Annotated in this window: 21 protein-coding genes; 14 read left to right on the forward strand and 7 right to left on the reverse strand. The window is 57.7% G+C overall.

Annotated features, from left to right (window positions below; all coding sequences use genetic code 11):
- Positions 1 to 29: 29 nt before the first annotated feature.
- The 9 genes from NTD87_RS19320 (at position 30) to NTD87_RS19360 (ending at position 8485) form a co-directional block, all read left to right on the forward strand.
- Positions 30 to 2888, forward strand: a complete 2859-nt coding sequence (locus NTD87_RS19320; protein ID WP_262115794.1) for a phage tail tape measure protein — start codon at positions 30 to 32, stop codon at positions 2886 to 2888.
- A 9-nt stretch (positions 2889 to 2897) separates the two neighbouring features.
- The gene (locus NTD87_RS19325) at positions 2898 to 3743 is read left to right on the forward strand and encodes a phage tail protein (RefSeq protein WP_262115795.1); all 846 of its coding nucleotides are present in this window, start codon (positions 2898 to 2900) and stop codon (positions 3741 to 3743) included.
- Positions 3718 to 3924 (forward strand): tail protein X, encoded by a 207-nt coding sequence (locus NTD87_RS19330; RefSeq protein WP_262115796.1) that lies wholly within the window; start codon positions 3718 to 3720, stop codon positions 3922 to 3924. Before NTD87_RS19325 ends, NTD87_RS19330 begins: the two co-directional genes overlap by 26 nt.
- A gap of 97 nt (positions 3925 to 4021) precedes the next feature.
- Complete coding sequence (locus NTD87_RS19335; protein ID WP_262115797.1) at positions 4022 to 5068, forward strand: phage late control D family protein; 1047 nt, start codon at positions 4022 to 4024, stop codon at positions 5066 to 5068.
- A 48-nt stretch (positions 5069 to 5116) separates the two neighbouring features.
- Entirely contained in the window at positions 5117 to 5680 is a 564-nt protein-coding gene (locus tag NTD87_RS19340; protein WP_262115798.1) for a glycoside hydrolase family 19 protein, read from the forward strand.
- Positions 5662 to 6204 carry a lysis system i-spanin subunit Rz gene (locus NTD87_RS19345; RefSeq protein WP_262115799.1) on the forward strand — a complete coding sequence of 181 codons (543 nt, stop codon included), beginning with the start codon at positions 5662 to 5664 and terminating at the stop codon, positions 6202 to 6204. The genes NTD87_RS19340 and NTD87_RS19345 overlap by 19 nt, the downstream gene beginning before the upstream one ends.
- A gap of 149 nt (positions 6205 to 6353) precedes the next feature.
- Positions 6354 to 7148, forward strand: coding sequence for a DNA adenine methylase (locus tag NTD87_RS19350; protein WP_262115800.1), 795 nt, complete (start codon positions 6354 to 6356; stop codon positions 7146 to 7148).
- A gap of 69 nt (positions 7149 to 7217) precedes the next feature.
- Positions 7218 to 8198: a hypothetical protein gene (locus NTD87_RS19355; protein WP_262115801.1), complete on the forward strand. Its 981-nt coding sequence runs from the start codon at positions 7218 to 7220 to the stop codon at positions 8196 to 8198.
- Between the two features lie 2 nt (positions 8199 to 8200).
- On the forward strand, positions 8201 to 8485 hold the full coding sequence (locus NTD87_RS19360; RefSeq protein WP_262115802.1) for an STAS-like domain-containing protein: 285 nt from the start codon (positions 8201 to 8203) through the stop codon (positions 8483 to 8485).
- Between the two features lie 64 nt (positions 8486 to 8549).
- Here NTD87_RS19360 and NTD87_RS19365 read toward each other — a convergent pair whose 3' ends face one another.
- The 7 genes from NTD87_RS19365 to NTD87_RS19395 form a co-directional block, all read right to left on the reverse strand.
- A complete protein-coding gene (locus tag NTD87_RS19365) occupies positions 8550 to 9230 on the reverse strand; it encodes an SOS response-associated peptidase (protein WP_262115803.1) in 681 nt (226 codons plus the stop codon).
- A gap of 23 nt (positions 9231 to 9253) precedes the next feature.
- Positions 9254 to 9982, reverse strand: a complete 729-nt coding sequence (locus tag NTD87_RS19370) for a hypothetical protein (RefSeq protein WP_262115804.1) — start codon at positions 9980 to 9982, stop codon at positions 9254 to 9256.
- Positions 9983 to 10125: 143 nt separating this feature from the next.
- Positions 10126 to 10482, reverse strand: a complete 357-nt coding sequence (locus NTD87_RS19375) for a DUF6572 domain-containing protein (protein ID WP_010462328.1) — start codon at positions 10480 to 10482, stop codon at positions 10126 to 10128.
- Positions 10483 to 10492: 10 nt separating this feature from the next.
- The gene (locus NTD87_RS19380; protein WP_262115805.1) at positions 10493 to 11692 is read right to left on the reverse strand and encodes an S-type pyocin domain-containing protein; all 1200 of its coding nucleotides are present in this window, start codon (positions 11690 to 11692) and stop codon (positions 10493 to 10495) included.
- 268 nt (positions 11693 to 11960) lie between these two features.
- Positions 11961 to 12449, reverse strand: a complete 489-nt coding sequence (locus NTD87_RS19385) for a hypothetical protein (protein WP_262115806.1) — start codon at positions 12447 to 12449, stop codon at positions 11961 to 11963.
- Between the two features lie 76 nt (positions 12450 to 12525).
- Positions 12526 to 12894, reverse strand: a complete 369-nt coding sequence (locus NTD87_RS19390; protein ID WP_262115807.1) for a helix-turn-helix domain-containing protein — start codon at positions 12892 to 12894, stop codon at positions 12526 to 12528.
- Positions 12895 to 13228: 334 nt separating this feature from the next.
- The gene (locus NTD87_RS19395; protein ID WP_262115808.1) at positions 13229 to 14353 is read right to left on the reverse strand and encodes an HNH endonuclease; all 1125 of its coding nucleotides are present in this window, start codon (positions 14351 to 14353) and stop codon (positions 13229 to 13231) included.
- A gap of 856 nt (positions 14354 to 15209) precedes the next feature.
- On the opposite strand from NTD87_RS19395, the gene NTD87_RS19400 reads away from it, so the two are divergent.
- The 5 genes from NTD87_RS19400 to NTD87_RS19420 all read left to right on the forward strand — a co-directional run bounded on the left by NTD87_RS19400 (position 15210) and on the right by NTD87_RS19420 (position 21388).
- Positions 15210 to 15524: a DUF6124 family protein gene (locus tag NTD87_RS19400; RefSeq protein WP_262115809.1), complete on the forward strand. Its 315-nt coding sequence runs from the start codon at positions 15210 to 15212 to the stop codon at positions 15522 to 15524.
- Between the two features lie 35 nt (positions 15525 to 15559).
- Positions 15560 to 15826 (forward strand): hypothetical protein, encoded by a 267-nt coding sequence (locus NTD87_RS19405; RefSeq protein ID WP_262115810.1) that lies wholly within the window; start codon positions 15560 to 15562, stop codon positions 15824 to 15826.
- Positions 15827 to 16056: 230 nt separating this feature from the next.
- On the forward strand, positions 16057 to 16773 hold the full coding sequence (locus tag NTD87_RS19410) for an MgtC/SapB family protein (RefSeq protein ID WP_262115811.1): 717 nt from the start codon (positions 16057 to 16059) through the stop codon (positions 16771 to 16773).
- Between the two features lie 352 nt (positions 16774 to 17125).
- Positions 17126 to 17752 carry a response regulator transcription factor gene (locus NTD87_RS19415; protein ID WP_262115812.1) on the forward strand — a complete coding sequence of 209 codons (627 nt, stop codon included), beginning with the start codon at positions 17126 to 17128 and terminating at the stop codon, positions 17750 to 17752.
- Entirely contained in the window at positions 17753 to 21388 is a 3636-nt protein-coding gene (locus tag NTD87_RS19420) for a transporter substrate-binding domain-containing protein (protein WP_262115813.1), read from the forward strand. It begins immediately after the preceding gene.
- The last annotated feature ends 54 nt before the right edge of the window (positions 21389 to 21442 follow it).

Genomic DNA, 21442 nt, shown 5'->3' on the forward strand with positions numbered 1-21442 from the left:
GGTAATTCTGTGCAACGGGGAGCCATGACATGGCGAACAAAATTGCCCTCGGGCTGGTGATCGGTGGCGCCGTCAGTTCGACGGTCGGCGCTGCGTTCAAAGACGTAACGGGGCGCATCAAGAGCCTCGAAGCGGAAGGCAACAAGGCACGCGTGCTGCAGCGCACGATTGGCGACACCATTCGTCTGCGCGATGAATGGAAAAAGGCCCACGACAGCGGTGCCGCCGGGGCGTCCAAATTGCTCAGTCGGTTGAACTCCAACCTCGACAGCTTGAAAAAACAGGGTGTCGAGGTCGGCCGGCTGGAGAAGGCCTATCGGTCCATGGGCCAGACAGCCAACAAGGCCGAGCTTAAGGCCAAGGGGCATCAGCAGCTGGATGCCGGCAAGTCCGGCATGACAAAAGCGGTGGGTGCCGCTGTCGTTGGTGTGGGGGCTCTGGCGGTGCCGACGAAGGTCAGTGCGGACTTCGGGGCCATTGTTCGTGACATCGCGATCAAGGCTGGGATTGCCAACAAGCCACAAGAACAGGAGATGTCGCGCAAGATCATCGACACTTCGCGTGACACCGGTATGGCGCGCAACGACGTGGCCGATGTGGTCAACCAGTTGGTTGGCGCCGGTATGGAGTTGAGCAAGGCCCTGGAATACGCACCAGTCGCGGCCAAGTTTGTCGTGGGGCAAGGGTCGAGCGGTGTCGATACGGCGAAGATGATCAATGCCCTGGGGCAAAACGCCAAGATCACCGACGCAAAGCAGATGCAGCAGGCGCTGGAAGCGATCGCCTACCAAGGGCAGGCGGGCAGCTTTGAAGCGTCCGATATGGCCAAGTGGTTCCCTGAGCTGTTGGCGAACATGGGCAGCATTGGCATCACCGGCATGGACGCGGTGACGCAGTTGGGCTCCATGCTGCAAGTGCAGATGAAGACGGCCGGTAGCTCGGACGAGGCGGCCAACAACCTCAAGAACTGGATGGGCAAAATCGGCGCGACCGATACCGTCCAGGCCTACAAAAAGGCCGGCATCGACTACAAGGGCTCGATGCAGACCGGATTGCAAAACGGTATGTCCACGTTGGAAACCAGCATGGCGTTGGCTCAGAAGTACATTCAGGCCACCGATCCGAAGCGCGCTGCGGCGATGGCCAAAGCGACGTCGGAAATCAGCAAGGAAGCGGACCCGGAGAAAGCCAAGGCCATGATGGCCTCTTTGGAGGAGTCATTGCGCACCGGAGATCTGTTCGCCGACATGCAGGTTAAGGCTGCGCTTTCGGCTTTCATGCAGAACAAGGCGCTGTACGCTCAGCTTAAAAACGACTCACGCGATGCAACGGGCATCCTCGACAAAAACCTCAGTGAGCGGCGCGAGTCGTCTTCGCAGAAGTGGGCCGAAATGGCTCAGTCGATGGATGACGCCATGCGCAGCGTGGGCGATGCCCTGCGTCCGGTCACGGACACCGTGGCTGAGGCGCTGACCAAGGTCACCAAAAGCATTACCTCGCTGTCTGACAGCGCGCCCGGGGTTGTGACCGGGATCGCATTGGTTGGTGGTGGATTGGTAACACTGACGGGCTTGTTTAGTTCGTTCAAGATGGGCAAAGGGCTGTTCAACCTGGCGCGCGGATCGTTGGGCGGCGGCAAGGCTGGCGCGGTGCAAAAGGTCTTTGTCACCAACTCCGAGGACGGCAGCGGCGGCGACAGCAAAGCTTCAGAGCCCAAGGGCAAGGCCGGCAAAGCGCTGTCGCTGGTGGAAACCGGGCTCAAGGCGGTGGCGGCCTTCAAGGGTAAGTCTGCCGATGGCGGCGACGAAGCGGAGGGCAAGGACGACAAGAAACCCGGCAAGTTCGACGTGGTCGCGACCGGCCTCAAGGTGGTTTCGCTGGCGAAGGAAGCGACCTCAGGGGGCGGCGAGGGCGGTGAGGCAGGATCGGGTGACGACGGCGTCAAGAAGGTTTTCGTGGTTAACGCGGGGGCCATGGGTGGCGCCGCTGGAGGTCCAGGCGAAACACGCCGGCGTGGTCGCGGTGCAAGGCGTAATCCTTCGCGTCGTCGGTCACGCCCGCCTGTACCACGGCCACCGGTGCCCATACCACGGCCGCCGGTTCCACCGGTGCCGGTTCCGGCCGGTGCGATGGCCAAGCTGGGCGGGGTGGTGCAAGCGGTCGGCAAGATCGGCAAAGCCGCCAAGATGATTCCCGGTGGTTCGCTGATGGATGCCGGCGCCATGGCATTCGAAACTTACCAGACGGCCAAGACCCAGGACGAAAAGGCCGAGGGTTATGGCGCGGCCGCCGGTAATCTGGCTGGCACCATGGCCGGGGCGGCAGCAGGGGCGGCCATTGGCTCGGTAGTGCCGATTATTGGCACCGCTATCGGGGGCTTGATTGGCGCCTATCTCGGCAGCCAGGGCGGCGAGGCGTTGGGCGGTTCCCTGGGTAAGTCGCTGTTTGGTGGCAAAGATGACAAGCCTGAAGAAAAACCGGCAGCACCGATCACGCCGTTATTGATGGCGCCGCGCCCTGGTCCGGCGGTTCCCGGCTTGGCCGCCATGGGTCAGTCCTTCAATGGGGCGAACGGTTCCGGCACGTTGCTGATGGCTCAAGCGTCGGCCCCGCAAGGGCCAGTGCTGGGCGATGTCGCGCGCTCATTGGCCGTTCAGGCGCCGGCCAAGCCGGCGGCCGTGGCCATTCAGCCCAAGGAGCCAGAGAAGCCGGCACCGACCAAAGTGGATCAGCAGTTTCAGTACTCGCTGAACATGCCGGTCACGGTGCAGGGGGATGTCAAAGATCCGCAACGCATGGCCCAGGACCTGATGCCGCACATGCAGCGGATGATGGCGGATGCCGCGAAACAGAACGCCGCCAAGCTGTACGACGAACCCCACGTTTAAGGAGGCCTCATGGCTTATATGGAACAGTTGCAATCGGGCCTCAAGTACCTGGTGGAAGCGGGGGAAGCTGGCCGGCGCAGTGCGGACGGCATGCTGGGGCCGGTCAACGGCGCGATCAGCGAAATCACCGGCGCGGCGTCCGAGCTGGAAAATATCCCGTTTGTGGGGCCGGCTATCGGGGCCAAGCTTCAGCGGGTGATGCGCGGCGTAGATGCCGCTCAGGCCAAGGTCGGCCAAGTGGTGGCGGTGTACGGCCGTGCGACCCGGGCGGCCACTGAAGTACAGGAACGGTTGGGCACGCTGAAAGAACAGGCGGGCAAGGCGGCGACGGCGATCAACAACATCGCCGGCAAGGTCAGCCCGTCGCTGGCCAACATCGTGCCCACCAGCTCCTTTGCCGTGGATGCAACGCCGGCGCCGGAAGCGGTGAAGCCGTTCCCGCACTTGCTGATCATCCAGCCTCGTGACCCCAAGTTGCAGCCCTACTATTTCAATCTGGACACGGCGGCTTTCGACGAGCTGAGCCGCTCGACCGAATTTCGCTGGGCTTCCCAGGAACGGTTGTCGCGCCGTCCGGCGCAACAGGCCGTTGGAATGGGGGAGGAAAAGCTAACGCTCAAAGGGACGATTTACCCGGGTTTCAAGGGTGGCCTCAAGCAGCTTGATACGTTGCGCACCATTGGCGCCAGGCTTCAGCCGCTGACCCTGACCACCGGCTATGGCGAGGTGATTGGGACCTGGTGCCTGAAGACTATCAACGAGGAGCAGGGCGCGTTATTGCACGGCGGGATTCCCCGTAAACAAGGTTTCACACTGGAGTTTGCGCGCTATGGCGACGACATGCAGAACGTCTGATGGGGACATGCTCGATGTCATTTGCCACAACGTCTATGGCCATCTGAACGGCAGCACCGAGGCGGTGCTGGATGCCAATCAGGGACTGGCGGACGAGCCCCAACCCTACCGCGCTGGGGTGGTGATCGTGTTGCCGGATCTGCCCAGCCCGACCGAGGAGGGGATTAGCTTGTGGGTTTGACCTTGGGCGGCACCGCCGCCGGCGGCCTGCTGCGTTACGCGTAACGACACTTTGTTTTTTGACCCGCCTTGTGCGGGCTTTTTTTTGGACAAAATCCATGACTCCCACTTTTCGAATCGTTGCCGATGGCGCCGATGTCACGGCGCTGATCAATGATCGGCTGTTGTTGCTGCGCACCTCTGACAAGCCGGGCATGGACTCCGATGAGTTTGAGTTGCGCATTGATGACCGTGATGGCCAGGTGCAGCTGCCACGGCGCGGCAGCTCTATCGAGATCTACCTGGGCTATGCGGAAACGTCCCTGACGCGCCTGGGGCGTTACGCGGTGGACACGGTCGAAGTGTCGGGTCCGCCGGACACCATCGTGATCAAGGGCAAGGCCAGCGACATGCGCGGCAGTGGCAAGACCATCCGTAGCGGAAGCTGGGAGGGCGTGCCGCTGTCGAAGATCGTGGCCGACATCGCTGCGCGTAATGGCTGGCAGCCGGTGTGTCCGGTGACGACGAAGGTCGCCCGGGTAGATCAGCTCAGTGAGTCCGATTTTAATTTCATCACGCGCCTGGCTAAGCAATACGACTGCACGGCCAAGGTCGCTGACGGCAAGCTGTTGGTGATGCCGCGTCAAGGCGGGCAGACCGCCAGCGGCAAGGCGTTCGGCGCGATCACTCTGACGCGTAGCGACCTCAGTCGCTGGCAGTTCAGTCTGGGCGACCGTAATTCGCACAAGGCTGTGGCGACCAAGCACCAGAACAAGAAGGACGGCAAGCTGTCGGTCGTCACCGTCGACAACAACGACGCCCCGGCTGGCTTGCCGGCGGTGCATACCGACCGGCATATCTACCCGAACAAGACCGCCGCCGAGTCGGCCGCGAAGGCACGTTTGGCGGCGTTCAATCGCTCTACCGCTGACGTTCGCCTGGAGATGCCCGGCCGGACGGACATCTTTGCCGAGCGCCCCATCAACGCACAGGGTTTCAAGGTCGGCCTCGATGGTGAGTACTTGGCGGATTCGGTCGAGCAGGTTTACACCCAAGCCGGCTGGTCGACCACCGTCGAGTGCAATGCCGGCAAGCAAGGCAAATCCAAAGGCAAGAAAAAGAAAGACACGAAGCCGCTCAAGGTTATGAGCGTCCAGAAGTTGTAACGCATCCCATCGCCGCTTGAATGCGGTTTTTTTACGTCTGGAGTGTTTATGTCCGTCACTGAACAACAGCTACAACGCATCATGCCGAACGCCCGCCGCCAAGCGGGCGTTTTTGTTTCGGCCCTCAACGCGGCGATGCTCCGCCGGCAGATCAATACACCTCAGCGTCAGGCGGCGTTCCTGGCCCAGCTCGGTCATGAGTCGGGTCAACTGCAGTACGTCCGCGAACTGGGCGGTGATCAGTACTTGAGCAAATACGATACCGGCAATCTGGCGGTGAAACTGGGTAATACCCCGGAAGCTGACGGCGATGGCCAGCGCTATCGCGGTCGCGGTCTGATTCAGATCACCGGACGTAACAACTACCTGCGCTGCAGCTTGGCGCTGTTTGGTGATGAGCGCTTGTTGCGCACTCCTGAGCTGCTCGAGCTGCCGCAATGGGCCGCCGAGTCGGCCGCGTGGTTCTGGTGGGTACGTGAGCTGAACGCCCTGGCAGATCGGGGTGAGTTCGAGGCGATCACCCGCAAGATTAACGGCGGGCTCAACGGCCTGGCGGATCGGCTGGAGTTGTGGGGGCGGGCGAGGGCAGTGCTATGCGTTTTGTCGACCTGATCCCTGCGCCGTATCGGTTACTGGCCAGCGGCGCGCTGCTGATGGTATTGGCCGGTGGATCGGCTGCGTTAGCGTGGCAGGTTCAGGATTGGCGTTACGGCCAGCAGCTGGAGCAGCAAGCCCGCCTGCAGGCGGAAAGCCTCAGTCAACAGACACTGGCAGCGGCCGCGCAGCAACAAGCCGAGCAGGCTAAACGTCTCGCCCTCGAGCGCCGGCTTTCCGCCAGTGAACGAACCCATTACCGAGCCTTAAGCGATGCCCAACGTGATCAAGGTCGCCTGCGCGACCGCCTTGCCACTGCTGATCTGCGCTTGTCAGTCCTACTCGACACCACCGATTCAGCCAGCGGCACCACAGTGTCAGCCGCCACCACAGCCGGCGGCGTGGTTCATGGAGCCACAAGAGCCCAACTTGACCCAGCGCATGCTCAACGAATTATCGGCATCACCGATGCCGGCGACCAAGGATTGATCGCCCTGGCGGCCTGTCAGGCCTACGCCAAAGAAGTCTCAACACCGAAGTAAAAAGAGCGGCCGGGGTGGATGCGTCAACATCCAATCCGGCCGCCGTCCCTGCAGAATGTCCCTGCAAGTCTAGCCAAGGCTCTCGCTTCGTGCACAAAGCGCGGCGAGCCTAGCACCTGTCTATCTATACAGTAAAGGTCTTGCTTTCAATGTCTACACCCATCATCCCTTGGATGGGCGGCAAACGCCGCCTGGCCGACCGTCTCATTCCGCTCTTCCCACCTCACGAATGCTACGTCGAAGTCTTTGCCGGCGGTGCCGCGCTCTACTTCATGCGACCCCAGGCCGCGCCCGTGGAAGTCCTCAACGACATCAATGGCGACCTGGTGACGCTGTACCGTGTCGTGCAGAACCACCTCGAAGAGTTCGTGCGCCAGTTCAAATGGGCGCTCAGCTCGCGCCAGGTGTTCGAGTGGCAGAAGATGACCCGCCCCGAAACCCTCACCGACATCCAGCGCGCTGCCCGATTTTTCTACCTGCAGCACCATGCCTTCGCCGGTAAGGTCACCGGGCAAACCTTCGGTACCGCTACCACTGGGCCGGCCATCAACCTGCTGCGGATCGAGGAAAACCTCTCGGCCGCCTGGCAGCGTCTGTCCGGTACCTACGTCGAAAACTTGCCATGGCTTGAATGCGCCGAGCGCTACGACCGTGCCCATACCTTCCACTACATGGACCCGCCTTATTGGCAGACCGCCGGCTATGGGGTGGACTTTCCGTTCGAGAATTACGAGCGCATGGCCGACTTCATGCGCCGCTGCAAAGGCAAGGTGATGGTCAGCATCAACGACCATCCGGACATCCGTCGGGTGTTTGAGGGCTTTCACTTCGAGATGGTGGACATTCGTTATAGCAACACCAACCAAAGGCAGTGGAAGGCCGAGGTGTGTGGGGAGTTGGTGATCATGAATTGGGAACCGGCAGTGCTAGGAGGATTGTTCTGACGCACCCTATGCGCTTGGGGGCGTTGATGGCACACTGCCTTTTACCACTCAACTTATAGGGACTTAAGGTTGGCATCTCTCATTGAAGCTTTGGATTGGCTGCCTCGTCATTTTGGTGGATTGGCTCCCTCAGCAGAGCATGTAATTCCTCGAGGTTATTATTCACCTGGTTTTATTGCGGTTCTGGCGGCTTACCTTAATCACAAAGGCGTAAAGCCGGAGTCGCTCACCTATGCCTGCGAGCAGAACCAGGGATATCTTGCGGCTGTAGGTCTCTCGAAAGCACTGTGGGGGATTGATGACTACCAATTTGAGCGCAGAAATGCTGGGGTTAACTATGCTCCTTTGACCCCGCTCGCGTCTCAAGATGCCGTGGATCAGGCTACGACACAGATCAATAGCTGTTTGAGGGCATACGCTGCACAAGGTGCTGCTGACTACAGCAAAAGTCCTGCTTTCAAAGATCTGACACATGTTGTCGGGGAGCTGCATGACAACGTCTGGTCGCATGGCCTGAGTACGGGATTCTCTACGGCTCAGCGGCAGCTGCTTCGTAAAGGGGCGACCGATCACGTTATTGAGTTTTCCCTTGCGGACTGCGGTATAGGTTTCTTGGATGAGTTGAAACGCTCAGGAATTCAGGGTATCAAATCGCATCAGGAGGCGATTGATTGGTGCGTTCAAGAAGGAAATTCGAGCAAGCTTGCGACGAAGGTTGACGCTTGGGCGCAATCAGTTCCGGAAGATTTCCTGGGCAGCAGTCCTTTTGGAGGCGCTGCCATTTGTCCGGCTGGCAACGGAAATCATCACCAAGGGTTAGGTTTGGCGAAGCTGGTGGAGCTTGCGCAAAAGTACAAAGGGGTCCTATATTTAGCCTCAGGTAATTGCGTTATGCGGATGCTGCATAATGGAGCGATCAAATACCGGCCTTTACATAATCCATGGAAAGGTGTAGCAATCTCGCTCTCGATTAAAGAATCCAGTTTCATGTCCGCTAAAGCGGCTGAACCTGATGACGTGGATGACATCATGAATTTACTGAGGAGGTGACCATGGAAGCGTATACCTTTCAGCACTCGGACTTAGCGTCACGAACTCTAGCTTCGCGGGAGCGCTCAAGTCTGACCAGAGAGCTTGCTAGCAGTGAGCAGGTTGTAATTGATCTGAAGGAAGTGGAGTCGATTTCTGAGTCCTTTGCTGATGAGTTATTCGGCGTTTTGGTGATGGAGAGGGGTTTTGACTTCGTCATCAAGCATGTAAAGATCATTAATGCTGCTGACGATGTTCTGCGTTCAATCGCCATAGCTATGAAGCGGCGGTGTTCGGCCGCAGCGTAGGATAGGATCTGTAGAAGAACCCGCCGATGCGGGTTTTTTTGTGCCTGTTTTTTGAAAAAACTCATTAGGATCTTGATTGGATTAGCTCCGGTCCGTCGTTTCTTACATTTCCCACGGCCTGACTGACCCTAAACCACTCGAAGGTTTCCGAAGGCTCACTCTGATGTAACAGCATCAGCTCGGCGCGCTCCTTTGGTGTGGCCATGTCCAGCCATTCTCTGGCCAATTCAGGCGCTAGCACCACTGGTCGCCGGTCATGGATATCCACCATACCGCCGGCGCTGTCGGCGGTGATGATCACAAAGCCGTCATGCTCTTCAGGGCCTTCATCGGCGTCGGGGAATTGGCCAATGACGGCACACAGAATCGGTGCGCCATCCCGGCGCCGAATGAGATAGGGTTGCTTCTTTGGTCCGCCTTCATCGACCCATTCGAACCAGTTGTCGATGGGTGTGATGGCGCGGTGTGGCCAGATCGCCCGAAAGAATGCGCCGTGCGCGACCTTCTCGACCCTGGCATTGATCGGTGCTGCGCGATCCTTCGCCCAGTGCGGACGCCATCCCCAGCGCACCCGGTCAGCGTGCAGGGTGTCGCCTTCGATGTGGAACAAGGCAACCTGCGTCGACGGCGCGACGTTGTACCGTTCGAGCGGCTGCTCACCGACGGTGCTGACCAGGGCATTGGGCATGCTCAGCGCCGCAACGAAGTCGTGGATGCCGCGGTACTGGGAAAGTCGTCCGCACATTGCCTCGTCCTCACGTAGTGCTTTCAGCGTAGACCAGTGAATACCTGCTTCGTTACAAACCCTTTGCCGACGCAAGTCGGGCAATCGTCGCGTTGTCCGAAATGATCAAGGCAGGACGGGCAAGTGTGAAACCTTGCCAGGTCGAGAAGCGGGCGTGCCTTTTCGAACGTGCGGAGATTGTGGTTCTCTTGGGCGACTTGGGCTGTGTCGACCAGGGCACGGTACAGGTCGGGATCCTCGATCGGCTTGTAAATGACACCATCGACAACTCGCTGAGTCTCGACGAGGTCGCACACCGTTCCGTCAGGCATGGTCAGTGTGAGGCCTGTAATTCTCGCAATTGCGCAGGATGTATTGAACACCAGGTTTGCTCCGTCGGCATCCGGATAAACTTTGCCGTCATAGCTAGTCCGGCACGGGTCGGCAAGTGAGCTTGCGAAGTCGAAAATGGATCGACCGATACGTCCGAATAGTTCGGTTGTCCCATGCGCCACAACGTCATAGGAAGAGGCGCCACAGTAGCGTGGCGGCGAATCATGCAGTTCCTCGACGACGTGCCAATAGGCGGCGTTCGCCAGTTCATCCATATCGAATTGCTCAAGCTTGTCGATCAAGCCTTCGGCGGCTAGGCCCTTGCTCATGGAGTGAAGAGTCTGGCGATACGCCTCCGGGTTTTGAATTCGGAAGGAGGGGTTGTCGAGGGTCGAGCGCCACTGCTGAAGTCTCAGCGCTTTTGCCTGGTCGAAATTCATGGGGACTAATTCACTGCACATACACTGGTTTTATGTACAGTAATTCAGCCGTGTGATTGCGGCGAGGGTTGGGCGACGAACAGCAGCTTTTAGGCGTCCGGAATTCGCTCATCGGACCTGGTACTGTCAGATGCTCCCCCTGGTCACATGTTGCGTATCGCGTCATTCTCGTCAAGTACGAACTCTAGTCCAATGCCCACTTCCTTTAGCACCTCTGCTGCACGATCAATGAAGAACTCGCCTTGCTCTGGCAGCTCATACAAGCCGTTGATGCGAATGATGGGGTGCTTCCCAAGTGCGTTGGGGATCTCGGTGTAGATCTCGCCGCTCTCGATGAATGCAACGTAGGTATTGAGCTTGTCTTGAAGCAGTTGCAGGTGTTCGCCTTGCTCAGCTTTCCCGCCCCATTCAAGGTGGTCAGAAATATACAACACCACGTTGTCAGGTTCCCAAGTGGGGATTGCCCAGATATCAATCACCTGTGGATTTGTAATGGACATGTCTGCTCCCTCAGGGTTTTGGTCGAACAATTTCGACTCTGGTTGGTGGGATTACGGTGCCCCCGGGAAAGCCGGGTTTCCCTTTGCCTACAACGACTGCACCGCTTTCTTCGATCTCTGGATACGCCAGTTTTTGGTTACGAGTCAGTGGCGCTGTATCAGACGATTTGCATTCGATGCAGGAAATGTTGCCGTCTGCATCCCGCCCTAGCATATCGAATCTCGTGCGTACTCCGCTTTTGGTCTTGGCCGTCACTTCTCGGCCCACTTCGGGCGTTGTTTCGCGTAGCTCGTCGTACTTGGAGTCTTCAAAGGCCTTGCCCTTCTCCTTGTTCTTCTCCAACTGCGTACTGAGCACAATGTAGATTGGCTCAATGCCCGAGTCAGGGAACCAAATAATTGCATCTTGGAAGTCAGGGGGATGCGCAGGATTCGCCAGCACCGTGTCAGATTGTGCTGTCGGTGGGTACACCCAAACAGGTGGCAACTGTGGGGCGCCTTCCAGTGCAGGAATACCTAGTACACCGTCAGGGCTTGCCGCTGGCGTCCAAGTGAGCCCAATGCCGTTGCCAATGTCAGCAACAAATTTCTCGCCGACTTTCTCGCCCTTGATGATGGGGACATTTTCCCATTCCGCTTTACCGCCCGTGTAGAAGCCGTAAGCGTTAACGGAGCCGTCCGGCAATGTCTTCACGTTGACCCGCACACGGGTGCGGCCAGTTTCAAGCGTTGCGTACTGGTCGTTCGTGTAGAAGGCGCTGTCGGGTGAAATACTGGTGTTCGGTATCAGCATCCCAACCGTACCCATTACAAAGCCAGAAGCAACAACGCCTGATCCTTTTAGCAGGCTCAGTGACAGCGACCCACCAAGACGTTGAGCAATTGCACTGCCAGTAGCAGACCCGCCCACCAGTTGCAGTGGGGTGCCTTGGGCGGTAATTGTGGCCCCGGTGGCCAGCACTGCCCACAACCCGTAGTCGGCCAGTTTCTCAACAGGCACAAACCCGGCTGGGTTCTTGTGATTGATTACGCCGTCAGGGAGGTTACAGCTCTTGGCGAACACACAGCCCATGGTGTCGGGCTTGTCTTCTGGCTTCGGTGCAAGGTCTTTGTATTCCGCCCAACGCTGGGCATTGATATCAACAGGCTCTACGCCGCTGTTGTGACTAGCCGAGTTGGGCAAAGCTGGTTTGGGCACATAACCGGACATGCAGCTTCCTTTCGTCCTTGGGGAATTCCAGCCTGTAGCTGGGCAGCATCGACGTTACCGGGAAGCTCAAGCACTGGCTGTAGGACAATTCCTAATTGCAGTGCTGAATGTTCCCAGATCCATGTCATCGCAGGGAACGGATGGTAACCGCACTAGCATGAGGGTTTGAATGGTGGCATTTTGCGCACCCGCTGCCATCGTTATGAAAGTTGGCTTCTGGCTGATTGCAATCATCATTGCGGGCCGGGCACAGGTAATTGGAGTGATCTCAGAACTGGGCAGTGGGCGCTTTCGAGCAATGGTAAGTCGCGGGAGCGCTGCCATATACCACGCCATCATCGTAATAACGATAGTCGCCGTTTAGCCGGTTCAAAGTGTGATGCTCCAACGTTGGCTTGCCAGTCACCGGGTTTTGAACGCCAGAAGTCCATTTGACCTCGTCCTCGGTGACGGCTGCGGCCAGTCCATTCGCTGCTTTCAAAGCAATATCTAGATGGATCGTTGTTGTAAAGCGCTGTCCGTAAATCTCTGCCTCGCAAAGCAAGTCAAGTGGCCCGGTAGTGGGGGCGGCGGCCGAAGAGGCAGAAGAGGCAGAAGAGGCGGGAGTGTTTGGTGTTGGCTCTTGTGAAGAAACTACCAGGCCAGCTGCCTTTACAACGGCGATCGCCTTTTCCAGAGGGATGGGCTTTTCAGAGCCCAGGATGCAACTTTGAATGTCGTCAAATTTGCGGTCGCACCCGCTTAGGGCTAGCAACATGCAGGCTCCTCCGAGAATAGTTATTTTTCTCATATGATCTCCATTGAAAAATTAAGGGCGTATGGCGCAAAGCCAACTACTCGATCATATGGAAATCGTCACGTTTCCTGGGATCCGTGGTTCCACCTCGGCAGTTTTGGCCGCGCATAGGCTTCAGTCCTGGAAGAAAGACCAGGCCTTCCGCTTCTAAGGCGAACGACAAGGCTTGCATCGTGACCTGTCGCAATGTCCGCCGGCCTTCTTCAAGCTCTCTGATTGCCTTGACTGAAACCCCGGACCGGAATGAGAGTGCCTCTACTGACCAATTCAGCATGGCGCGAGCAGCGGCGCAGTGGACTGTCGAGAAGGACAACGGTAAATCATCTAATGAAGGGCCGGGTCCCCATTCGATTCCCGCTTCCTTCAGCGCTCTGATCTGCTGCAGGTCGATAATTTTCCCCGCCATTGCACAATCTCCCGAGTGCTGTTTATTTGTACAGTAAAGCACGGAGCGCAAGACGATGATAGTGCGTCACGATGAACCTGGACGAGTCGCCGTGGTACGGAATTGGGGGGGCGTGCAGCTAATGATGTGGTGATCGCGGGGATGATTCAGGAAGAGCTGAGGGTCTAGATGCTGGTGTCTGTTCAGTTCATTCGGAGTCTGCGAAAAACAGAAACAGGCACCTTAACAGACACCTAGTTGACGCGGGGAAGGCTGGAGGCCTTGAAAACAGTGGAGCGGGTGAAGGGAATCGAACCCTCGTTATCAGCTTGGGAAACTGATATCGGAGTGACGATTAACGACGAATCATGTTCGCAAGTTTCGATCCGAGATAATCAGCGACGAGAATGGAGAACTCTTGCGCGCGTTCAGTTGGAATGATGCCTTCTTTCGGAATACCCATTGACTCGCACGCATGTTCGAAAGCATTGCTGGTCTCTCGCTCTAGGTATCGAGATTGATTGCGCTTATAGATGATACCGAATCCCTCATCGAGGGCGGCGGTATAGGTTTCATCCGTCACCGCTTGATTGATCCGGATCAATTCTAGCTCATCGTCGGACAGATTGAGGTCGACGCTAAGGTCGAGGCCAGTGCCGTTTGCGGGGTTAAAGGCGTAAGTAGTATTTACTGTGGGGCCATCATATTGTTCACTCAGGATCACTACGATCCGTGACATGGAAAAATACTCAACATATCCTAGAAGTTGCCGCTTAGAGGGGATGCCGACAACGCTAACGCAATTAAAGGCGTGCGTTGACGGTCGATTCGCGATCAAGTCGCGCAGATAAAAAAATGCGTAAGGTGGCGTTACGGTATCGTTCTTCAAGTATTGCATAGCCGCATCGCAGGATTGAGCACTCACGCCAGCAGCTGCAGCCAATGCGACAGTAGTTTTGACCATTGAACGGCCGGCTAGCTCTCCGCCAAATTGCGCGGAAAAGGTCACGGGTGACTCCAGGGGCGTCTCTGTTACCGTCATGGCGCTCAAAAATGAATCCACATTCACCTTCGGATTCTTTTTTGCGGCCTGCTTGACCATTTTATGAGCTGTTGGCTTATCCCTTGCCGTTATATTTATTTTTATGCCTTTTTCGCCTGGCTCAGCCCTATAAGTGGCGTTCGAGATTGTCATGCTGCCATCAGGCAGCAAGAGGTAATTCTCACCATCGATAGTCTGAATCTTGATATTCGGTGGCGTCCCTCGTTCTCGATCAACGCCGTGCATCATCGCGAGGTGGGAAAACTGCTGCCAAATCTCAGCATCCCAGCTATCGCCCGAACGGCTATTGCAATCAATGCAGATGAACGATCGAATTTTCCGTCGACCACCGATCGAGTGCGGAATAATGTGCTCACGAGAGTCGTTGGCATATTCAATTCGCTTTTCGCAGAGCGCACAGCTGCTTGCGTTGTCCATGGCGGTTCCTTGAATAGGTGATAGCGCTTCTGGAAACAGTACCACGAAGAGAAGGGTAAGCCGCCCCTAGGTGGCGTTTGAAAATCTTAACTGGAACGAGAGGGAGTTAGGGCAAAATTAGGGCATATTCGAGACCGCTATAGGCAGCAGAAAGCCTTAAGTTTTCACTGAAAATGCCATATTCAATGGCCTTGAGTGTCCCTACTTTATAAAACACACAAAGCTCTGCTGTCCTCGTCGGGATGGCAGAGCTTTTTTCGTCTGGGTGGAAGGGTTGTCTGTTGTGAATGAGTTTTAGGATTGGAGGGCGCGGCACTGTCGACAAAGTTTGCCGGCGGAATTTGGTGAGGGCACCATCCGACTCACTCAGCTTTCTGTATTGGTGGTACAAAAATGGTACGCATTGAATTTGAAGTGGAATCTAAGCCTTTATTTACGGGCTGATGCTGGAAAGTCGTTCCCATCCATCATCGGAGCGACGGCGAAGCAACAGAGCAAATCTTGCCGATTGAATCTAGCTTCAAACACACCACACCTGCATCGGACATTTCCTGCAACCTGCATCGTTTTTAGCTGCTATATCGCCAATCACCTCAGCAGATAACCTTCCCCAGTCGCTGCAAAATCAGCGGCCGGATGTGGAAGTCCGTTCTATAGCTAAAGGCGCCCAAGCGCCCATAAACACATGTCGGCGTTTTTTTATGCCAACATTGTCGTGTTATGGCGGCTGTGCGCGGGGCACTCCCGAGTGCGCCGGGATCCTTTAGCACCCCGGTCTTCCACACCTGCGGACAGCTGCCACCCTCATGTGGAAGTGAGATTGGCAGTTCACTGAATTGCTAAAGGAGCTTCACCCATGAAAAAGATCACCCCCAATCCCCCCAATCCCCCCAATCCCCCCGAAACCCCAGCCGTTTCTGATTCTGCGGACCCCACCACCCACCTCTTCACCATCGCCCCCAACGTCGACACCGAAACCTTGCTGATCCACGCCTCCGAAACCCTCGCCTCCCTAAACGCCATGACCACCGACCTAGCCTTCGAGCTCGAAGGTTCGCAGCGCCATGTGGCGTTGGCGATGCAGCAGTTAGTGGTGCTGGGTGAATTGCTGGTGAACCGGGCGCTGGAACATCTCGACACGCCTGCATCGGCGTCGGCCACTCGCCACTGAGCGCTCACGCGGGTTCATTCAATGGAGGTTCTGTCATGGCTCGATACATGCCGATCACCGGTATTGACTGCACAATCCCATCCTTGCTGATCGACACCGAAGCGCCGGTCGATGTGCTGCACGACACGGCGGCGTATCGCATTCGCAGCGTGACGCAATTGCTGGAAACGCTTTCCCAGGGCGAGGGGATCAGTCGTGATGCGTTGCTGTTGCAGGACTTTGCGCGGGTGTTGGCGATTACGCTGCGCGATGGGTGTGATGTGATGGATGTGGTGGGGCGACGCTTGCACGCTCAGGTTTGATAGCCGTTACAAAAATGGGCGACCTCAACGGGTCGCCCCACATTCTTCGACAACGTGTTTTCGGTGTTGGCAGCCGGGCAATGTCGGGCGCTTCATGAGCTTCTTTGGCCCGATCAGTGCAGTCTTTGACATATTGATGTTCGCCTTGATGTGGTATGTGTTTGACGCCAACACGCTGGACCATCAAACCTGGCTTCTGCGAAAGGCTCAGGCTACCAAGGAGAGAGCTCATGCAAGCCATCGACAACATCAACCTGACCTCGCTGGTCGATACCCTGGTCAGCCTCAGCGCGGCGTTCATTCTGGGTGGGGTGATCGGTTTTGAGCGCCAGTTCCGTCAGCGCACGGCGGGGCTTCGAACCAATGTGCTGGTGGCGGTGGGGGCGGCGATTTTCGTCGACATGGCCAACCGTCTCGGTGGTGCCGAAGGGGCGGTTAGGGTGGTGGCCTACGTGGTGTCCGGTATCGGTTTTCTCGGTGCCGGCGTGATCATGCGCGAAGAGGGCAATGTCCGCGGTCTGAACACCGCAGCCACCCTGTGGGCCTCGGCAGCGGTCGGTGCGTGCGCCGGTGCCGACCTGGTGCTGGAAGCGGCGCTCGGCACTGTGTTCATCCTGGCGGCGAACACGCTGCTGCGGCCGATCGTCAACAACATCAACCGTCAACCGCTGGACGTGATCTCGGCCGAGGTGACCAATATCGTTTACGTCATCGCCCAGCGCTCCAGGCAAAAGGCCGTATTTGCCCTGCTCGAAGCCGAACTGGAGCGCAGCAACTACCCGGCCAGTGATGTCGATGTGCGCGCCTTTGGCAGCGACGAAGTGGAAATCGAAGCCACCCTGGCCACCACCTCGGTGGATGGCGACGAGCTGGATGCCCTCGTGGCGCGGATTTCCCTCTCACCCTTGGTGCAACAGGCGTTCTGGAGCCCGAGCACTACCGAGTGATGTCTTCTTTGGGAAATTTCCTACATTGCAGTAGGACGGATCCTTCCTAAAAATACATCCCCATTCGCCAGTATTCGCGCCTCGGATTTTCAACGTCTTTGAAAAACATGCAATCAGGCCGGTCAGGGTATTATCTGTCATGTCCCACAACCTGCCATGGTTGACAGCAGTGGCTGGGACGGTTCGCGCAGACCCCATGTGGCGAGCAGCGGACGCACTGAAAAGTCCGTGAAACTTCCTACACTGCACTCAGGGGCCTGCCCCTTGGGGTGACGCATGAACGGGTGGGGTCTTTTTCAGACCGGGATATTTTCCCCTTCGGCCCGTTCTGGCCCGTCTTACAGAGGTTTGTATGTATAAAGCGATGGTTGTGGACGATCACCCGTTCATTCGATCTTCAGTCAAGGTGCTACTGGAGCAAGAACACTTCGAGGTGGTCGCCGAGGCGGGCAACGGTGCCGATGCCGTGCAACTGGCCCGTCAGCATGCGCCTGACCTGATTGTCCTCGACATAGCGATGCCAAAGCTCGATGGGCTGGAGGTTATCAGCCGGATCAGCGCGCTGCGTCTGCCGAGCAGAATTCTCGTACTGACGTCGCAGGCGCCGCAGTTCTACGCCATGCGCTGCATGAAGGCGGGGGCCGCGGGCTACATCTCCAAGACCGAAGATACGGGCGAGTTGCTCAAGGCCATTTCGGCGCTCATGGGGGGCTATACCTTTTTCCCGAATCTGTCGTGCAGTTCGGTCCGTCGCAGCGATGTCCAGGCCACGGATCTCGAACTGATCCAGAGCCTGACGGACCGTGAACTGACGATCCTGCAGCAGCTGTCGAACGGCCTCAGCAACAAGCAGATCGGTGATGCCATGCTCCTGAGTAACAAGACCATCAGCACCTACAAAACCCGATTGATCGAGAAACTCAACGTCAAATCGGTGGTGTATCTGGCGGACTTTGCCAAACGTAACAATCTGATCTAGATGGCCTTTTTTCGAAATTTTGTGCTTGTGGCTGCGCTTGTACTTCTGTCACTGCCAGTCCGCATCGTGTTGGCCGAGCCGCAGCCCTATCACCTGCTGGGCCGTTCCAGTGTCGAGGGCTATCACGTTGAACTCAATGAAGACGACTGGCGTTGGCTGCGCAGCAAAGACAGGCTGGTGCTGGGGGCGTCGGCCCCGGAATATCCGCCATTCGGCATCAGCAACAATGGCAACGACTACGAAGGCCTGACGGCCGATTATGCGCAGCTGCTGGGTGAACTGCTGCATATCAAGGTTCAAGTGCTGCGCTACAGCTCACGCGAGCACGTCGTCGAGGCACTCAAGAAAGGGCAGGTCGACTTGCTCGGAACTGCCAACGACTTCGAGGCCGCGGACTCGCAGTTGGTGCTGTCCAGCGCCTATGCCGATGACCAGCCGACCCTGGTCAGTCGTATCGACGACACCCAGGACCTGACGCCGAATCTGGCAGGCAAACGGTTGGCGATGCTTTATCACTACCTGCCACCGGATCAGGTGCGGGCGTTTTATCCCAAGGCCCAATTGCAACTGTACCCATCGACGCTCAGTGCAATCGGTGCAGTCGCGTTTGGCCAGGCGGATGTGTACATCGGCGACGCCATCAGCGCCAACTACCTCATTCTCAAAAACTACCTGAACAACGTCCAGTTGGCCGACTTCTCGCGGATGGAGGTGAATAACTTTTCCTTTGCCTTGGCACGGGATAACCAGCGCTTGTTGCGAATCGTCAATGCGGCACTGGCAGTGATTCCAACGGAAGTGCGCCTGAGTATCCTGCGGCGCTGGAGTGCGGGCGGCGCGAGTCTCTCAGGAAAAAACCGGGTGCACTTCAGTGACAGTGAGCAGCGCTGGCTGGACACTCATCCACGGGTGCGCGTTGCCGTGGATGGCGGCTTTGTGCCGTTGTCGTTCTACAGTCGCGAGGGTGAGTTTCGAGGTGTGGCGGCCGATGTGCTGGCCAAGGTTGCACTGCGTACGGGCTTGAAGTTCGATATCCAGCAGGGTTCTTCGGTTCCGGAACTGATCGACAGGATCAAATCGGATCAGGCCGATCTGCTCGTGTCCCTGACCCCCAGTGTCGAGCGCGAAAACACGTTGCGCTTTACGCGTCCCTACTTGAACACGCCGTACGTGCTGGTTAGCCGGACATCCGCCGATGCCCCGACGACCCTGGACGAGATGATCGGTCGACGGCTGGCGCTGACCCTGGGCAGCCCTGTCAGAGAAATGGTTGCCGAGCGCTATCCGGGCGTTCGGCTACTGGTGGCGGACAACGCCCAGGCGGCCATGGCGATGGTCGCCAAAGGTGAAGCGGATGCCGCGATCAATCCCTTGATCATTGCGCGCTACATGATTTCCGGGCAGTACCGTGACCAGTTGCAAATCACCAGCACCGTCGGGACCTCATCGGCGCACATGGCCTTTGCTACGGCACGCGGCACGCGGGAGCTGCATTCGATTCTGGACAAGGCCTTGTTCAGCATTCCCCCGGAAGAATTGGACGAACTGACCAATCGTTGGCGCAGCGAAGCCGTGGTCGATGACAGCTACTGGTTGCGTTACCGGGCGACCATCATCCAGGGGTTTGTCATCGCCGGTCTGCTGTTGCTGGTGGCGTTGGGCTGGATCGGTTATCTGCGAGTGTTGATGCGCAAACGCGAGCAAGCCGAGCGCGCGCTCAATGATCAGCTGGAGTTCATGCGCGTGTTGATTGATGGAACGCCCCATCCGATCTACGTCCGCGACCGCCAGGGGCGTCTCATGGCATGCAATAACGGCTACCTGGAGGTGTTCGGAGTTGAGCGCGACGCGGTCATTGGCAAAACCGTGATTGGCGGTGAACTCAAGAGCGTGACCGAGGCCAAGGCATTTCACGAAGAATACTTGCAGGTGATGGCGGAGGGGTTGCCACGGGTGCGGGACCGGAAACTGACGCTGTCTGAATCCGATGTGCGGACCATTTATCACTGGATGCTGCCGTATCGTGGCAGCGACGGTCAGGTCAATGGAATGATCGCCGGCTGGATCGACGTCAGTGAGCGTCAGCGGCTGCTCGAACAATTGCGTGAAGCCAAGGATGAGGCCGATGAAGCCAATCGCGCCAAAACCACGTTTCTGGCCACCATGAGCCATGAAATCCGTACGCCCATGAATGCGGTGATCGGCATGCTTGAGTTGGCCATGAAAAAAGCCGATCAAGGGATCATGGACCGCTTCGCCATCGAGGTGGCGTCGGGGGCGGCGCGGGGATTGCTGGAGTTGATCGGCGATATTCTGGACATTTCCAGAATCGAGTCCGGTCACCTGTCGCTGGCCCCCGAGCGTGCCAACTTGCGTGCACTGGTGGAATCGGCAGCGCGGATATTCGAAGGGCTGGCACGGCAAAAGCATTTGCACCTGCAGCTGGATGTGGACGGCGGGGCCAACCGCGACGTGTTGATCGACCCGCTGCGTTTCAAGCAAGTCGTTTCCAACTTGTTGAGCAATGCGATCAAGTTCACGGCAGAGGGGCAGGTGCGCTTGAGTGTGCGGGTCAAGCCTGGCAGCGATGATCAGCGCCTGGCTGTCGTGGTGCGCGTCGAGGACTCCGGCAGCGGCATTTGCGTCGAGGACCAGCAGCGGCTGTTCAGTCCGTTCAGCCAGGCCAGCAATAATATTCAGTCGGCGCGCAGTGGGGCGGGTCTGGGGCTGATGATCAGTCGCACATTGTGCGAAATGATGGGGGGGCAGTTGGTGTTGTCCAGCGTGTTGGGGCAGGGCACGCAAATTGAGGTGACGCTGGAGCTGCCCATCCTGACGCCCCTGGCGAGCGAGGCAGTCATCGGGAGGCAGCCTGCGCCTCAGGGCCAGATGTTGAACATCCTGGTCATCGATGACTACCCGGCCAATCGCCTCCTGCTGTCACAGCAATTGACGTACCTGGGGCATCGGGTCAAGGAAGCGCAAGACGGTGCCCATGGTCTACGGGCCTGGCGCAGCCAGCATTTCGATGTGGTCATTACCGACTGCAATATGCCCATCATGAACGGCTACGAGCTGACGCGTGCGATCCGCGACGAGGAGCGTACCCGAGGTATCGTGCCAGGCTTGATTCTAGGCTTCACGGCCAACGCTCAACCCGAGGAAAAGACCCGTTGCCTCGATGCCGGAATGGACGGTTGCCTGTTCAAGCCCATCAGCCTGCAAGATCTGAGTGCCCGACTGGCGAGCGTTGCCCCGGACACCGTACCGGTGCCGGCCGAAGAAGATCGGCGCGAGTCTGGCGACGCCATCGACCTGACCAACCTCGAGCAATTGACTCGGGGTGACGAGGCGTTGATCAAGAGCCTGTTGGCGGATCTGGCCCGCAGCAATGAAGAAGATATGTCGCGGCTGCTGAAACTGTTCACCCAACATGACTTGCCTGCACTGGCCGATCTGGCTCACCGGGTAAAGGGCGGTGCGCGGATCATCAAGGCGCAGGGGTTGATTCACTGTTGCGTGAGTCTGGAAGCCGCCTGCGAGGGCTTCGATGCCGAGCAGCTGACGGCTGCCGTGGATGCGTTGCAACAGGCGATGGAGCGGTTGGCCGAGACGTTGGAACAGCTTGCGCACTAGGTTCTGTACGAAAATAAGTGGCGAGATGTTTAAGGGGGCTGGATCAAATAAATT

Origin of the sequence: Pseudomonas sp. 6D_7.1_Bac1 (assembly GCF_025465945.1) — a bacterium.
Classification (GTDB): domain Bacteria; phylum Pseudomonadota; class Gammaproteobacteria; order Pseudomonadales; family Pseudomonadaceae; genus Aquipseudomonas.

Coding starts and splice junctions, on each gene's coding strand:
- NTD87_RS19320 (WP_262115794.1), top strand. CDS start 30: ATGGCGAACAAAATTGCCCTCGGGCTGGTGATCGGTGGCGCCGTCAGT.
- NTD87_RS19325 (WP_262115795.1), top strand. CDS start 2,898: ATGGCTTATATGGAACAGTTGCAATCGGGCCTCAAGTACCTGGTGGAA.
- NTD87_RS19330 (WP_262115796.1), top strand. CDS start 3,718: ATGGCGACGACATGCAGAACGTCTGATGGGGACATGCTCGATGTCATT.
- NTD87_RS19335 (WP_262115797.1), top strand. CDS start 4,022: ATGACTCCCACTTTTCGAATCGTTGCCGATGGCGCCGATGTCACGGCG.
- NTD87_RS19340 (WP_262115798.1), top strand. CDS start 5,117: ATGTCCGTCACTGAACAACAGCTACAACGCATCATGCCGAACGCCCGC.
- NTD87_RS19345 (WP_262115799.1), top strand. CDS start 5,662: ATGCGTTTTGTCGACCTGATCCCTGCGCCGTATCGGTTACTGGCCAGC.
- NTD87_RS19350 (WP_262115800.1), top strand. CDS start 6,354: ATGTCTACACCCATCATCCCTTGGATGGGCGGCAAACGCCGCCTGGCC.
- NTD87_RS19360 (WP_262115802.1), top strand. CDS start 8,201: ATGGAAGCGTATACCTTTCAGCACTCGGACTTAGCGTCACGAACTCTA.
- NTD87_RS19365 (WP_262115803.1), bottom strand. CDS start 9,230: ATGTGCGGACGACTTTCCCAGTACCGCGGCATCCACGACTTCGTTGCG.
- NTD87_RS19370 (WP_262115804.1), bottom strand. CDS start 9,982: ATGAATTTCGACCAGGCAAAAGCGCTGAGACTTCAGCAGTGGCGCTCG.
- NTD87_RS19375 (WP_010462328.1), bottom strand. CDS start 10,482: ATGTCCATTACAAATCCACAGGTGATTGATATCTGGGCAATCCCCACT.
- NTD87_RS19380 (WP_262115805.1), bottom strand. CDS start 11,692: ATGTCCGGTTATGTGCCCAAACCAGCTTTGCCCAACTCGGCTAGTCAC.
- NTD87_RS19385 (WP_262115806.1), bottom strand. CDS start 12,449: ATGTTGCTAGCCCTAAGCGGGTGCGACCGCAAATTTGACGACATTCAA.
- NTD87_RS19390 (WP_262115807.1), bottom strand. CDS start 12,894: ATGGCGGGGAAAATTATCGACCTGCAGCAGATCAGAGCGCTGAAGGAA.
- NTD87_RS19395 (WP_262115808.1), bottom strand. CDS start 14,353: ATGGACAACGCAAGCAGCTGTGCGCTCTGCGAAAAGCGAATTGAATAT.
- NTD87_RS19400 (WP_262115809.1), top strand. CDS start 15,210: ATGAAAAAGATCACCCCCAATCCCCCCAATCCCCCCAATCCCCCCGAA.
- NTD87_RS19405 (WP_262115810.1), top strand. CDS start 15,560: ATGGCTCGATACATGCCGATCACCGGTATTGACTGCACAATCCCATCC.
- NTD87_RS19410 (WP_262115811.1), top strand. CDS start 16,057: ATGCAAGCCATCGACAACATCAACCTGACCTCGCTGGTCGATACCCTG.
- NTD87_RS19415 (WP_262115812.1), top strand. CDS start 17,126: ATGTATAAAGCGATGGTTGTGGACGATCACCCGTTCATTCGATCTTCA.
- NTD87_RS19420 (WP_262115813.1), top strand. CDS start 17,753: ATGGCCTTTTTTCGAAATTTTGTGCTTGTGGCTGCGCTTGTACTTCTG.